The organism is Streptomyces sp. F001, assembly GCF_004187715.1.
Lineage (GTDB): Bacteria > Actinomycetota > Actinomycetes > Streptomycetales > Streptomycetaceae > Streptomyces > Streptomyces flavusporus.
The window spans coordinates 29,110-43,207 of record NZ_QZWF01000019.1; the positions used below are offsets into that span (position 1 = coordinate 29,110).

The window sequence follows — 14,098 nt, forward strand, 5'->3', positions numbered from 1 at the left end:
TCACCGGCTGGCGGCCACCCGGAACGTGATCCCCGCCGCGCGCAGCCGCTCGGTCAGCGCATCGCCCATCGCCACCGCCGTGGTGACCTGACCGGCCGTCGGCGGCAGGTCGTCGAAGGCCAGGGACAGCGCCGACTCGGCGAACATCTTCGCCGTCTCCCCGTACCCGGGATCACCGCCCGCGACCTCGGTGAACACCCGCCGGCCGCCGCCCTCGCCGACGAAGCGCACGGAGAACCAGCTCCTCGCCCGCTTCTCGGCGCTCGGCCCCTCCCCGGGCTTCAGCCGGTCGGACAACCAGCGCCGTGCGGACGGCAGTTGGGCGGCCACGGCGAGCGCACCGACGGCCGCCACGCCGCCGACGGCGACGGGCAGATGCCGTACGGCCGCGTAGTGCCGGTAGCGGAAGTCGGGGCCGTACCGGTCCAGTGACCGCGCCGAACGGCGCACGATCTGCGGGTCGATGGTCGGCAGCGGCAGCGCCCAGGCGCCCACCTCCGGGGCGAACCGCGGAGCACCTGTCGGCGTGGCTGCCCGCCGCCCCATCAGCCGCGGCTCATGGCGCCGGCGGTCCCGTGCGGCGGCCGTCATCTGCCGGGCCCGTGAGAACTGGTTCAGCGCGGAGGCGAACGTGCCGCCCGAGAAGGCCGCGTCGGCGGTCACGAACCCGTCCACCGTCAGCGGCACGCCCTGCGGCAGCTGCCGGACCGTGAAGTACACGCCCAGGTCGTGCGGCACCGAGTCGAAACCACAGGCGTGCACCAGCCGGGCACCCGTCTCACGCGCGCGTGCGTCATGGCGGACGTACGTCATGTCGACGAACTCGGGCTCGCCCGACAGGTCGAGACAGTCGGTGCCGGTGTCCGCGCAGGCCGCGACGAGTTCCTCGCCGTACGTCACATAGGGACCCACCGTGGTGGCCACCACGCGCGCGTGCTCGGCGAGCCGGCGCAGCGAGGCCGGTTCGGCCACATCGGCCCGCAGCACCCCGATCTCCGCACCGCCCGGTGCCTGTTCCCGCAGCCGCTCCCGCAGCCGGGCCAGCTTCAGTTCGCTGCGGCCGGCGAGCGCCCAGCGCAGGTCCTTCGGCGCATGGGCGGCGAGATACTCCGCCGTGAGCGTCCCGACGAAGCCCGTGGCTCCGAAGAGCACGATGTCGTACGGACGATCCGTCCTGTTCAGCCTGCTCATGACACCTCTCGCTCCTCAACCCGCGCCGCTGTCGGTGGCTGAGGCTAGCGTGAGGGGTGCGCAGCCCGACGACGAGCCCGGAGGTGGATGGTGGCCGTACCCGCGAACGCCCTGAAGAAGTGGGAGAAAGTGCGCGAGTTCGCGCTCGGGCTGCCCGGTGCGGGGGAGGAGTTCCCCTGGGGTGAGAGTGTCGCCAAGGTCAACAAGAAGGTGTTCGTCTTCCTCGGCGTGGACGACGGCAGCTACCCCCTGGGCCTCACGGTCAAGCTGAAGGACGAGACGAGCCACGCCCACGCCCTCACATCGCCCGGCGCCGAGCCTGCGGGGTACGGCCTGGGCAGGTCCGGCTGGGTGCGTATCCCCCTGGAGCCGAAGGGCGCCCCCGGCGCGGAACTGCTCTGCGACTGGGTGGAGGAGAGCTACCGCGCCATCGCACCCAAGCGCCTGACCGCGGAGCTGGACGGACACTGACGGCGCCGGCGCTCACCCGCTCCGCAGCGCGTGGCTAAGCGCTTGCTCGCCCCAGGCCTTGTGTCCGCTGAAACGTGTTCTTACCATCACCGGTGTTACATCAGTTGTGTCACAGCACAGGGGGCTGGATGACCAGGGCAAAGACGCCACCGCACGGCCCGCTCACCGGCGTACGCGTGGTCGAGCTGGCCGGTATCGGTCCCGGCCCCTTCGCCGCCATGCTTCTCGCGGACCTCGGCGCCGACGTCGTCCGGGTCGACCGCCCGGGCGGCGCCGGACTCGCCGTCGACCCCGTCCACGACATCACCAACCGCAACAAACGCTCGGTGATCGTCGACCTCAAGTCCCCGGGCGGCCCGGCTCGCGTCCTGGACCTGGCAGCCCGCGCCGACATCCTGATCGAGGGCTACCGTCCCGGCGTCGCCGAGCGCCTCGGCGTCGGCCCCGGGGCCTGCCACGCCCGCAACCCGGCGCTCGTCTACGGCCGCATGACCGGCTGGGGCCAGGACGGCCCCCTCGCCCCCCGCGCCGGCCACGACATCGCCTACATCGCGCTCACCGGCACCCTCGGCATGATCGGCCGCCCCGACGAACCCCCGGCCGTGCCCGCCAACCTGGTCGGCGACTACGCGGGCGGCTCCCTCTACCTCGTCGTCGGCGTCCTCGCCGCCCTCCACCACGCCCGCGCCACCGGAACCGGCCAGGTCGTCGACGCCGCCATCGTGGACGGCGCCTCACACCTCGCCGCGATGATCCACGGCATGCTCGCCGCCGGCGGCTGGCAGGACCGGCGCGGCGCCAACCTCCTCGACGGCGGCTGCCCCTACTACGGCACCTATGAGACGGCCGACGGAAAGTACATGGCGGTCGGCGCGCTGGAACCCCAGTTCTACGACGAGTTCCTGGACCTGCTCGACATCAAGGAGTACGCAACCGCCCGCAAGGACTGGTCACGCTGGGGCGAGCTGCGCGAGGCGGTCACGGCCCGCTTCAAGTCCCGTACGAGGGACGAGTGGACGGCCGTCTTCGAGGGCTCCGACGCGTGCGTGGCCCCCGTCCTGTCGCTGCGTGAGGCACCGCACCATCCGCACCTCGCCGCCCGCGGCACCTTCACCGACCACGACGGCATCACCCAGCCCGCCCCCGCGCCCCGTTTCTCCGCCACCCCGACCGCCGTCCGCAGCGGACCCGCACAGCCGGGCGCCGACACCGCGGAGGTGGCCCGCGACTGGGACGTACCCGGACTGACGGAGCCCGGCACCTGACCCGGCGTCCGCTGCCTGCAGCCCCCGCCACCTCGACAAACCCTCATCGAAAGGCCTCCCCAGTGACCACCGAAGCGTACGTGTACGACGCGATCCGCACCCCGCGCGGACGCGGCAAGGCGAACGGCGCCCTGCACGGCACCAAGCCCATCGACCTGGTCGTCGGGCTCATCCACGAGCTCCGCGACCGCTTCCCGAGCCTCGACCCCGCTGCCATCGACGACATCGTGCTCGGCGTCGTCGGCCCGGTCGGCGACCAGGGCTCCGACATCGCCCGGATCGCCGCCGTCGCCGCGGGACTGCCGGACACGGTGGCGGGCGTGCAGGAGAACCGCTTCTGTGCGTCCGGCCTTGAGGCCGTCAACACGGCCGCCGCCAAGGTGCGCTCCGGCTGGGAGGACCTCGTCCTGGCGGGCGGCGTCGAGTCGATGTCCCGGGTGCCGATGGCCTCGGACGGGGGCGCCTGGTTCAACGATCCGATGACCAACCTCGCCGTCAACTTCGTACCGCAGGGCATCAGCGCCGACCTGATCGCCACGGTCGAGGGCTTCTCCCGCCGGGACGTCGACGAGTACGCGGCCCTCTCGCAGGAGCGGGCGGCCACCGCGTGGAAGGACGGCCGCTTCGAGCGCTCGCTCGTGCCCGTGAAGGACCGCAACGGCCTGGTCGTCCTCGACCACGACGAGCATGTGCGCCCCGGCACCACCGCCGACTCGCTGGCCAAGCTGAAGCCGTCGTTCGCCGACATCGGCGACCTGGGCGGCTTCGACGCCGTGGCCCTGCAGAAGTACCACTGGGTGGAGAAGATCGACCACGTCCACCACGCGGGCAACTCCTCCGGCATCGTGGACGGCGCCGCCCTCGTCGCGATCGGCTCCAAGGAGGTCGGTGAGCGCTACGGCCTCACCCCGCGCGCGCGGATCGTCTCCGCCGCGGTCTCCGGCTCCGAGCCCACCATCATGCTCACCGGCCCCGCGCCCGCCACCCGCAAGGCGCTCGCCAAGGCCGGGCTGACCATCGACGACATCGACCTCGTCGAGATCAACGAGGCCTTCGCCGCCGTCGTCCTGCGCTTCGTCCGGGAGATGGGCCTGTCGCTGGACAAGGTCAACGTCAACGGCGGCGCCATCGCCCTCGGCCACCCGCTCGGCGCCACCGGCGCGATGATTCTCGGCACCCTCGTCGACGAACTGGAGCGCCAGGACAAGCGGTACGGCCTCGCCACCCTGTGCGTCGGCGGCGGCATGGGCATCGCCACGATCGTCGAACGCATCTGACCCCAGCGGCAACGAGAGACTTCTACGGAGACCCGTCATGACCGAGAGCACCACCATCCGCTGGGAACAGGACGACACCGGTGTCGTCACCCTCGTCCTCGACGACCCCGCCCAGTCCGCGAACACCATGAACCAGGCGTTCCGGGACTCGCTCGCAGCGATCACCGACCGCCTTGAGGCCGAGCAGGACTCCGTCCGCGGCATCATCTTCACCTCCGCCAAGAAGACCTTCTTCGCCGGCGGCGACCTGCGCGACCTGATCCGGGTCACGCCCGAGACCGCGCAGGCACTGTTCGACGGCGGCCTCGCCATCAAGCGCGACCTGCGCCGCATCGAGACGCTCGGCAAGCCGGTCGTCGCCGCGATCAACGGCGCGGCCCTGGGCGGCGGCTACGAGCTCGCCCTGGCCTGCCACCACCGTGTCGCCCTCGACGCGCCCGGCTCCAAGATCGGCTGCCCCGAGGTCACCCTCGGCCTGCTGCCCGGAGGCGGCGGCGTGGTCCGCACGGTGCGCCTGCTGGGCATCGCGGACGCCCTCCTCAAGGTTCTCCTCCAGGGCACCCAGTACAGCCCGCGGCGTGCCCTGGAGAACGGCCTGATCCACGAAGTGGCCGACACACAGGAGGAGCTGCTCGCCAAGGCCCGCGCCTTCATCGACGCCAACCCGGAGTCCCGGCAGCCGTGGGACAGGCCCGGCTACCGCATCCCCGGCGGCACCCCCGCCAACCCCAAGTTCGCGGCGAACCTGCCCGCCTTCCCGGCCAGCCTGCGCAAGCAGACGGGCGGCGCGCCCTACCCGGCGGCGCGGGGCATCCTCGCCGCCGCCGTCGAGGGGTCCCAGGTCGACTTCGAGACCGCCCAGGTCATCGAGGCCCGCTACTTCGTTGAGCTGGCGGCCGGTCAGACGTCGAAGAACATGATCCAGGCCTTCTTCTTCGACCTCCAGGCCGTCAACTCCGGCGCCAACCGCCCGAAGGGCATCGAGCCCCGCCAGGTCCGCAAGGTGGCCGTCCTGGGCGCCGGGATGATGGGCGCCGGCATCGCCTACTCGTGCGCCCGCGCGGGCATCGACGTCGTCCTGAAGGACGTCTCCCCGGAGGCGGCCCTCAAGGGCAAGGCCTACTCCGAGAAGCTGTGCGCCAAGGCCGTCTCCCGGGGCCGTACGACCCAGGAGAAGGCGGACGCGCTGCTCGCCCGCATCACGCCCACCGCCGAGGTCCAGGACCTTGCGGGCTGCGACGCGGTCATCGAGGCCGTCTTCGAGGACACGGCGCTCAAGCACAAGGTGTTCCAGGAGATCGAGCAGGTCGTCGCGCCGGACGCGCTGCTGTGCTCCAACACCTCGACGCTCCCGATCACCGCGCTCGCCGAGGGCGTGCAGCGCCAGGCCGACTTCATCGGGCTGCACTTCTTCTCGCCGGTCGACAAGATGCCCCTCGTCGAGATCATCAAGGGCGAGCGGACCGGTGACGAGGCCCTGGCCCGCGCCTTCGACCTGGTCCGGCAGATCAAGAAGACGCCGATCGTCGTCAACGACTCGCGCGGCTTCTTCACCTCACGGGTGATCGGCCACTTCATCAACGAGGGCGTGGCGATGGTCGGCGAGGGCATCGAGCCCGCCTCGGTCGAGCAGGCGGCGGCCCAGGCCGGTTACCCGGCCAAGGTGCTGTCCCTGATGGACGAGCTGACGCTCACCCTTCCGCGCAAGATCCGCAACGAGACCAGGCGGGCGGTGGAGGAGGCGGGCGGCACCTGGACCGCGCACCCGGCGGAGGCCGTCATCGACCGAATGGTCGACGAGTTCGGCCGCCCCGGACGCAGTGGCGGCGCCGGCTTCTACGAGTACGGCGAGGACGGCAAGCGTACGGGCCTGTGGCCGGGCCTGCGGGAGCACTTCACGCGTGAGGGCGCCGAGATCCCGTTCGAGGACATGCAGGAGCGCATGCTCTTCTCGGAGGCGCTGGACACCGTCCGGCTCCTGGAGGAGGGGGTGCTGACCTCCGTCGCCGACGCCAACATCGGCTCGATCCTCGGCATCGGGTTCCCCGGCTGGACCGGCGGCGTCCTGCAGTACATCAACGGCTACGAAGGAGGCCTGCCCGGCTTCGTGGCACGCGCGCGTGAGCTCGCCGACCGCTACGGAGAGCGGTTCACCCCGCCGGCGCTGCTGGTGGAGAAGGCGGAGAAGGGGGAGACGTTCACGGACGCGCGCTGACGCGCCCCGGGAGCGGGACCGGCGTATTGCTCGGCGACACGCCGGTCCTGCTCTCTCAGGCGGATCCGCCTGCCCCTGAGGTCCCGTCGAGCCACTCCCGCAGCTCCTCCCGCAACGACCGCTGGAAGGCCGTCAGCAGCGCCTGCACCACGATCGGCTGCATGTGCGCCGACAGTGACCTCACCGCGCCGGCGTCACGCTCCGCCACCTCGCCGCGCAGCAGCTGCGACAGCTCGTGGGCGGCGGCGCGCGAGTGCTCGATGAGCGCGGTGCGCGCCGCGAGGATCGCCTCCTGGGACAGCGGCACGTCGAGCAGCTGCACGCCGAGCCGCAGCAGACCGGAGTCGATCCGGTACACGCCGTCGGCCGGCGCCACCACGCCCATCGCCGCCAGCCGCTCCACGTCCTCGTCGCCCAGCGCCCGCCCCGCCCGTCGCTCCAGCTCCGCACGCGTCACCGTCTCCACCACGTCCGGCGCCCAGGAGGCCACCACGGCCCGGTGAATCGCCAGGTCATGAGCGGTGAGGTCCGGCGGCAGCTGCTGGAGATAGCGTTCGATGGCCGCCAGCGTCATGCCCTGGTGCTGCAACTCCTCGATCAACGCGAGACGCGCCAGGTGCTCCCGGCCGTAGTGCCCCACCCGGCGCGGACCGATCACCGGCGGGGGCAGCAGGCCCTTGGTGCCGTAGAAGCGCACCGTGCGCACCGTGACGCCGGCCCGGGCGGCCAGCTCGTCGATGGTGAGGGTCGGCTCCTCGGTGTCGGTCGTCATGTGCAGCAGTATCGCTGTCTCACCAGTGCTGTGAAACCTCGTACGCATCCTTCGGTGACCATGAAGTGAACGACCGGTGATCACCGTGGATACCCGCAGTGGATCAGGTGAGAAGTAACGCTCTGTGACATGGACCACCGTGTCCCCGCCGACCGGTGTGGGAAGGTGCTGCCTTGGTCCGTGTCACGTCACGAGCGTGGGGCGGACCAAGGCACGTACGGACACCTGAGCGCACGACGCTCGGGCGCACCAGGAAGTGGTACCACCGTGAGCAAGGACGCCGTGGACACGGCCCGGATCGCCGCCGGAAGCGGGGCGACCACAACGCCCGCGGACGCGGGCGACGCCGGCTACAGCAAGGACCTCAAGGCCCGCCACGTCAACATGATCGCCATCGGCGGCGCGATCGGCACCGGACTCTTCCTGGGTGCCGGCGGCCGTCTGCACAACGCGGGCCCCGCGCTCGCGCTGGCCTACCTCGTCTGCGGCGTCTTCGCCTTCTTCGTCGTGCGGGCACTGGGCGAGCTCGTCCTGTACCGGCCCTCGTCCGGCTCCTTCGTGTCGTACGCGCGCGAGTTCCTCGGCGAGAAGGGCGCCTACGTCGCGGGCTGGATGTACTTCCTGAACTGGTCGACGACCGGCATCGCCGACATCACCGCGATCGCGCTCTACACGCACTACTGGAGCATGTTCACCGACATCCCGCAGTGGGTGCTGGCGCTGATCGCCCTCGCGGTGGTCCTGGCGGTGAACCTGATCTCGGTGAAGATCTTCGGCGAGATGGAGTTCTGGTTCGCGATCATCAAGGTCGCCACCCTCGTCGGCTTCATGTTCGTCGGCATCTTCCTGCTGGCCACCCAGCACGAGGTCGGCGGCCAGACGCCCGGCCTGAGCGTGATCACGGACAACGGGGGTGTCTTCCCGCACGGCCTGATGCCGGTCGTCCTCGTGATGCAGGGCGTGATCTTCGCGTATGCCGCGCTGGAGCTGGTCGGTGTCGCCGCGGGCGAGACCGCCGAGCCGGAGAAGGTCGTCCCGCGCGCGGTGAACTCGATCATGTGGCGGGTCGGCCTGTTCTACGTCGGCTCGGTCGTGCTGCTGGCCCTGCTGCTGCCCGGCTCGGTGTACTCGGCCGACGAGAGCCCCTTCGTCACCGTCCTGTCCAAGATCGGCATCCCGGCCGCGGGCGACGTGATGAACCTGGTCGTCCTCACGGCCGCCATGTCCTCGCTGAACTCCGGCCTGTACTCCACCGGCCGCATCCTGCGCTCCATGGCGATGGCGGGCTCGGCCCCGAAGTTCACGGCCCGCATGAACCGCAGCCAGGTCCCCTACGGCGGCATCCTGCTCACCTGCGCGGTCTGCGTCCTCGGCGTCGGCCTGAACTACCTCATGCCGAGCCAGGCCTTCGAGATCGTGCTGAACGTCGCCTCCCTCGGCATCATCAGCACCTGGGTGATCATCATGGTCTGCCACCTGATCTTCGTCCGCCGCGCCAGGGAGGGCCTGGTCACCCGGCCGAGCTTCCGCCTCCCCGGCAGCCCCGTCACCGAGATCACCACGATCGCCTTCCTGCTGGCCTGCCTCGGCATGATGTGGAACGACCCCGAGGTCGGCCGCAAGACGCTGCTGCTCATCCCCGTCATCGGGGCCATGCTGGTCGCCGGCTGGTACGCGATCCGCCGCAAGGCCGCACGGGCCGCGGATGAGGAGCTGTCGCAGCTCACGAAGTAGGCAGCGGCCTGCGAAGCAGCAGGTCAGGGCCACTGTCAGTGGCATCGCCTACGGTGGCGTCATGTCGGGGATCACGTATGTCCGGGGTGACGCCACCGCGCCGTCGGTGAAGGGCGTCAAGCTGATCGCTCATGTCTGCAACGACATCGGGGGCTGGGGGAAGGGCTTCGTCCTGGCCGTATCGCGCCGCTGGCCGGAGCCGGAGAAGGCGTTCCGCGCCTGGCACCGGGAGCGGGCGTCCAACGACTTCGGGCTGGGTGCCGTCCAGTTCGTGCAGGTGGAGCCGTATGTGTGGGTGGCCAACATGGTCGGCCAGCGCGGGATCCGCACGGGCAGCAAGGGGGTCCCGGTGCGGTACGAGGCGATCGACACCGCCCTCGCCCGCCTCGCCGACCAGGCCGCCGAACTCGACGCCTCCGTCCACATGCCCCGGATAGGGTGCGGTCTGGCCGGAGGCAAGTGGTCGCGTGTCGAACCCCTTATCGCCGAGCGGCTGGTGCGGCGGGGGATCGCCGTGACGGTCTACGACCATGGGGAGGGCCGGAATTGAGCCGGGACACCGACGTGCTCGTGCTGGGCGGCGCGGGCGTCGACACGATCGTGTACGTACCGGAGCTGCCCCTCCCGTACGCGGACAGTTACATGGTCGACTCCGGAATCCGCACCCGCGCGGGTCAGACCGGCGACTTCGTCGCCCTCGGCCTGAGCGCCCTGGGCCTGCGCACTCATCACGTCGACATGCTCGGCGACGACCCCGAGGGCGACCTGGTCCGCGGGCTGCACCACGACAACGGCATCGCGCTGACCGCCGTCCCGCAGCCCGCCGGGACCAAGCGCGCGGTCAACCTGGTGGGCCCCGACGGCCGCCGGCTCTCCCTGTACGACACGAGCCGCTCCCGCCCCGACGACCGGCTACCCGAGTCGACGATCCGCGCCCTGGCCGAGTCCGGCCGTCATGCCCACGTCTGCATCACCCAGCCGTGCGCCCATGCCCTGCCCGTGCTCCGCGAGACCGGCGTGACGATCTCCACCGACCTGCACGACTGGGACGGGGAGAACCCGTACCACGAGCCGTTCGCGTATGAGGCGGACGTGGTCTTCCTCTCCGCAGCCGCCCTCATCGCCCCCGAGGCGACCATGCGCCGCATCGCCGAGCGAGGCCGGGCCGAGGTGGTCGTCGCCACCGCCGGAGCCCAGGGCGCGCATCTGCTGATCGACGGCGAGCTGACCCGGACACCCCCGGTGGCGCCGCCTGCGCCGGTGGTGGACTCCAACGGCGCAGGCGATGCCTTTGCGGCCGCCTTCCTGTTCGGCTGGTTGCGGGGCGAGCCGCCCGGGCGCTGCGCCCTGTACGGCGCGATCGCGGGCGCTCACGCCTGCACGGTGCCGTCCACGGAGACCGCGGCGATCGGACGGGACGAGCTCCTCGCCCGCGCGAGAGAGCTGGACGCGACGCCCTCCGTACAGTGACCTACTCGGCGTGCCCGTGGTCGTGATCATGGTCGTGCACGCCGTTCGTCGCCGCGATCTTCTTCCACGACTTCGGCTGCACCGGCGCGCCCTTCGCCCCCAGCGCCCGGGCCGAGACCGACGCGTCCCGCGCCGCCGGCGCACCCGGCTTCGACGGCTCGAACAGCCAGGTGTCGAAGAGCGTGGCGAGCGGCTTCCCGGACACCTGCTCCGCGTACCGCCGGAAGTCGGCGACCGACGCGTTGCCGTGCGCGTACTTCGCCGGCCAGCCCTTCAGGACGGTGAAGAAGGCATCGTCGCCGATCTCGTTCCGCAACGCCTGGAGCGCCAGCGCGCCCCGGTCGTACACCGCGAGATGGAACTGGTTCTCGGGCCCCGGGTCCCCGGGCCGCACCGTCCAGAACGGGTCGTCGGCCGGACGGGAGGCGTACACGTAGTCCGCGATCTCCTGCGCCGTGCCCTCGCCCTCGTGTTCGGACCACAGCCACTGCGCATAGCGCGCGAAGCCCTCGTTGATCCAGATGTCCTTCCAGCCGGCCACGGACACGAGGTCGCCGTACCACTGGTGGGCCAGCTCGTGCACGACCACGGACGTGTTCGACCCGTTGGCGAACTGCCGCGGGCTGTAGAAGGGCCGGGTCTGCGTCTCCAGCGCGTACCCGGTGTCGGTGTTGGGCACGTAGCCGCCGAGGGCGTTGTACGGATACGGCCCGAAGTACCCGGTGAGCCAGTCGGCGATCTCCCCGGTCCGCTCGACGCTGGCCCGCGCTGCGCCGTAGCGGTCGCCCAGGTCCTTGCTGTACGCGCTGAGGACCGGGATGCCGCTCTCCGTGGTGCCGGTGGTCACGTCGAACTTCCCGACCGCGAGCGTGGCCAGATAGGTGGCCTGCGGTTTGCCGGACCGCCAGCTGTAGCGGGTCCACCCGGCCCGGGAACTGCTCGACTGCAGCGTGCCGTTGGAGATGGCCTGGGTGCCGTCCGGCACCTGGACGGACACGTCGTAGGTGGCCTTGTCGAGCGGGTGGTCGTTGCTGGGGAACCACCACCAGGCCGCCTCGGGCTGACCGGCCGCGACACCGCCGTCCGGCGTACGGAGCCAGCTGGTGAACCCGTACGCCTGCTTCGCCGAAGGCACCCCGCTGTAGCGCACCACGACCGTTACGGCCGTGTCCTTGGCCAGCGGGGTCTTCGGGGTGATCGCCAGCTCGTGCTCGCCGGAGGTCGTGAACGCCGCCCGGGCGCCGTTGACCCGCACCTCGCTCACGTCCAGCAGAAAGTCCAGATTGAAGCGGGTCAGATCCTGTGTGGTGCGCGCCAGCAGGGTCGCCGTGCCCTCCAAGCGGTCCGAGGCGGGCTGGTACTTCAGCCGGAGGTCGTAGTGGGAGACGTCGTAGCCGCCGTTGCCGTACGCCGGGTAGTAGGGGTCGCCGATCCCCGGAGCGCCGGGGGAGTGGCTCGCGGCCGATGCCGGGATCGCCAGCAACAGCAAGGCAGCCGCGAGTGCGCCCGGTGCCGTGATTCTGCGGTGCACGAAAGCTCCAAGTCGTAGGGGTGGAAAGTCTGTTCGGAGCCTATTCATTCCCTGTGTCCTTGGACGTGTCCACAGCAACCGCTGTCACACGATCGCCATTCGGCCGTCATACGTATGGCCGCACCGGGGGCCTTTTCGGCCACCGCAACGTACTCCACCCGCGGATTGCCCCCTTCTGCACGGGAGTTGACACAGGTACCGTCCCGCGCATGCCGAAACGCACGCGCTTCACGATCTGGAGACCGCTCGCGACGGCGGCCACCGCCGCCCTGATGGCCACATTCCTCGCCCCCACGGCAGCGCACAGCGCCCCGCGCGAGAGCAGGCCCGTTCACTCGTACGACAACGCGGTCCGCGAGGCCGTTTGGGTGGACACCCGACTCGACGGCGACGGCGACGGAAGGACCGACCGGGTCGCCGTCGACATCGTCCGCCCGCGTGAACCCGCCCAGCAGGGCCGCAAGGTGCCCGTCATCATGGACGCCAGCCCGTACTACTCCTGCTGCGGCCGCGGCAACGAGAGCCAGAAGAAGACGTACGACGCCGACGGCGACGTCGTCCAGATGCCGCTCTTCTACGACAACTACTTCGTGCCGCGCGGGTACGCCTTCGTCGGCGTCGACCTCGCCGGCACCAACCGCTCCGACGGCTGCGTCGATGTCGGCGGCCGCTCCGACATTCAGTCCGCGAAGGCCGTCGTCGACTGGCTGAACGGCCGGGCCAAGGCGTACACCACGCGTACCGGCACGGTGAGCGCCAAAGCGACCTGGACCAACGGCAGGACAGGCATGATCGGCAAGAGCTGGGACGGCACCATTGCCAACGGTGTCGCCGCCACCGGCGTCGAGGGCCTCGAAACCATCGTGCCGATCAGCGCGATCTCCTCCTGGTACGACTACTACTTCACCAAGGGCGCCCCGCTGTACAACTCCGGCCCCGACTGGCTGTCGAACTACGTCAACAGCCCCGACGCCCGCGCCAAGTGCGCCACTGTCCAGCAGAAACTCGTCGACGGCGCCCCGCGCACCGGTGACTGGACACCGCTGTGGACCGAGCGCGACTACGTCAGGGCCACCAGCAAGGTCCGGGCGAGCGTCTTCCTCGTCCACGGCATGCAGGACCTCAACGTGCGGATGCAGCACGTCGGCCCGTGGTGGGACGCCCTCGCGAAGAACGGCGTCGAGCGCAAGATCTGGCTCTCCCAGACCGGCCACGTCGACCCCTTCGACTTCCGCCGCGCGGAGTGGGTGGACACCCTGCACCGCTGGTTCGACCACGAACTCCTCGGCTACGACAACGGCATCGACCGCGAGCCCATGGCCGACATCGAACGCCACCCCGACCAGTGGGTCGCCGCCAAGGCCTGGCCCCCGCGCGGCACCGACACCGTCCGCCTGAAGCCCGCCAAGGGCAACCGGCCGGGCGTCGGCACCCTCGGCCTGCGCACCGGCAAGGGCACCGAGAGCTTCACCGACGACCCGCAGCACAGCGAGACCGACTGGGCGTCCGCCATCGACAGCCCCACACCCGACAAGGCCGGCTTCGTCACCGGGCCACTCACCCGCGACCTGCGCCTGTCCGGCTCCTCCGAGGTCACCGTCACCGCGACGCCCACCACGTCCACGGCACACCTGTCCGCCGTCCTCGTGGACCTGGGTCCCGACACCATCCGCGACTACGCCGACGCCGCCGAGGGCATCACCACGCTCCCCGACCGCACCTGCTGGGGCGCGAGCACCTCGGGCGACAGCGCCTGTTTCAAGGAGACCCGGGCGAAGACGGCCGACGTCGACTACACGATCGTCAGCCGCGGCTGGGCCGACCTCGGCAACCACGCCTCCGACCTGAAGGGGGTCCCGCTCACGCCGGGCAAGCCGTACACCATCACCCTCGACCTGGCGGCGACCGACCACGTCGTCCCGGCCGGACATCGCCTCGCACTGATCGTCGCGGGCACCGACCGGGACCTCATCGATCCGCCGGCCGACACGCCGACCCTGACGCTGGACCTGTCCCGCACCTCCGCCCGCGTCCCGCTGGTCGGCGGCACGGCCGCGTTCGTCCATGCCACCTCGGGCACCGCGACCGCCACGCCCGCCCCGGAGCCGCTCGACGGTGTCGAGGCACCGCGCACCGCCCAGCGCGTACCGGGCCCCCGCACCGCCGGCTGAC

General features: G+C 71.0%; 11 protein-coding genes. 8 read left to right on the forward strand and 3 right to left on the reverse strand.

The window, feature by feature from the left end:
* Window positions 1–1,191, reverse strand: a complete 1,191-nt coding sequence (locus StrepF001_RS36145) for a saccharopine dehydrogenase NADP-binding domain-containing protein (protein WP_129802399.1) — start codon at window positions 1,189–1,191, stop codon at window positions 1–3.
* Between the two features lie 90 nt (window positions 1,192–1,281).
* Here StrepF001_RS36145 and StrepF001_RS36150 point away from each other — a divergent pair, with 90 nt between their 5' ends.
* The 4 genes from StrepF001_RS36150 to StrepF001_RS36165 all read left to right on the forward strand — a co-directional run bounded on the left by StrepF001_RS36150 (window position 1,282) and on the right by StrepF001_RS36165 (window position 6,419).
* Window positions 1,282–1,662 (forward strand): MmcQ/YjbR family DNA-binding protein, encoded by a 381-nt coding sequence (locus tag StrepF001_RS36150; protein WP_240797827.1) that lies wholly within the window; start codon window positions 1,282–1,284, stop codon window positions 1,660–1,662.
* 128 nt (window positions 1,663–1,790) lie between these two features.
* Window positions 1,791–2,927: a CaiB/BaiF CoA-transferase family protein gene (locus StrepF001_RS36155; protein WP_129802401.1), complete on the forward strand. Its 1,137-nt coding sequence runs from the start codon at window positions 1,791–1,793 to the stop codon at window positions 2,925–2,927.
* Between the two features lie 62 nt (window positions 2,928–2,989).
* Window positions 2,990–4,204 (forward strand): acetyl-CoA C-acetyltransferase, encoded by a 1,215-nt coding sequence (locus tag StrepF001_RS36160; protein WP_129802402.1) that lies wholly within the window; start codon window positions 2,990–2,992, stop codon window positions 4,202–4,204.
* 37 nt (window positions 4,205–4,241) lie between these two features.
* Window positions 4,242–6,419 carry a 3-hydroxyacyl-CoA dehydrogenase NAD-binding domain-containing protein gene (locus tag StrepF001_RS36165; protein WP_129802403.1) on the forward strand — a complete coding sequence of 726 codons (2,178 nt, stop codon included), beginning with the start codon at window positions 4,242–4,244 and terminating at the stop codon, window positions 6,417–6,419.
* Between the two features lie 55 nt (window positions 6,420–6,474).
* Here the strand turns inward: StrepF001_RS36165 and StrepF001_RS36170 are convergent, their stop codons facing one another.
* Window positions 6,475–7,191: a MerR family transcriptional regulator gene (locus tag StrepF001_RS36170; RefSeq protein ID WP_206307044.1), complete on the reverse strand. Its 717-nt coding sequence runs from the start codon at window positions 7,189–7,191 to the stop codon at window positions 6,475–6,477.
* 267 nt (window positions 7,192–7,458) lie between these two features.
* Here StrepF001_RS36170 and StrepF001_RS36175 point away from each other — a divergent pair, with 267 nt between their 5' ends.
* The 3 genes from StrepF001_RS36175 (at window position 7,459) to StrepF001_RS36185 (ending at window position 10,395) form a co-directional block, all read left to right on the forward strand.
* The gene (locus StrepF001_RS36175; protein WP_129802405.1) at window positions 7,459–8,925 is read left to right on the forward strand and encodes an amino acid permease; all 1,467 of its coding nucleotides are present in this window, start codon (window positions 7,459–7,461) and stop codon (window positions 8,923–8,925) included.
* Window positions 8,926–8,986: 61 nt separating this feature from the next.
* Complete coding sequence (locus StrepF001_RS36180) at window positions 8,987–9,475, forward strand: macro domain-containing protein (RefSeq protein WP_129802406.1); 489 nt, start codon at window positions 8,987–8,989, stop codon at window positions 9,473–9,475.
* Window positions 9,472–10,395, forward strand: a complete 924-nt coding sequence (locus tag StrepF001_RS36185; RefSeq protein ID WP_129802407.1) for a PfkB family carbohydrate kinase — start codon at window positions 9,472–9,474, stop codon at window positions 10,393–10,395. The genes StrepF001_RS36180 and StrepF001_RS36185 overlap by 4 nt, the downstream gene beginning before the upstream one ends.
* Window position 10,396: 1 nt before the next feature.
* On the opposite strand, the gene StrepF001_RS36190 is transcribed toward StrepF001_RS36185, so the two are convergent.
* Window positions 10,397–11,926, reverse strand: coding sequence for a M1 family metallopeptidase (locus StrepF001_RS36190; RefSeq protein ID WP_206307045.1), 1,530 nt, complete (start codon window positions 11,924–11,926; stop codon window positions 10,397–10,399).
* A gap of 209 nt (window positions 11,927–12,135) precedes the next feature.
* Here StrepF001_RS36190 and StrepF001_RS36195 point away from each other — a divergent pair, with 209 nt between their 5' ends.
* Window positions 12,136–14,097: a Xaa-Pro dipeptidyl-peptidase gene (locus tag StrepF001_RS36195; protein ID WP_129802409.1), complete on the forward strand. Its 1,962-nt coding sequence runs from the start codon at window positions 12,136–12,138 to the stop codon at window positions 14,095–14,097.
* Window position 14,098 lies beyond the last annotated feature (1 nt).

Bases quoted from the DNA above. Each gene is read 5' to 3' on its own strand.
- StrepF001_RS36145 (WP_129802399.1), bottom strand. From the start codon at position 1,191: ATGAGCAGGCTGAACAGGACGGATCGTCCGTACGACATCGTGCTCTTC.
- StrepF001_RS36155 (WP_129802401.1), top strand. From the start codon at position 1,791: ATGACCAGGGCAAAGACGCCACCGCACGGCCCGCTCACCGGCGTACGC.
- StrepF001_RS36165 (WP_129802403.1), top strand. From the start codon at position 4,242: ATGACCGAGAGCACCACCATCCGCTGGGAACAGGACGACACCGGTGTC.
- StrepF001_RS36170 (WP_206307044.1), bottom strand. From the start codon at position 7,191: ATGACGACCGACACCGAGGAGCCGACCCTCACCATCGACGAGCTGGCC.
- StrepF001_RS36180 (WP_129802406.1), top strand. From the start codon at position 8,987: ATGTCGGGGATCACGTATGTCCGGGGTGACGCCACCGCGCCGTCGGTG.
- StrepF001_RS36195 (WP_129802409.1), top strand. From the start codon at position 12,136: ATGCCGAAACGCACGCGCTTCACGATCTGGAGACCGCTCGCGACGGCG.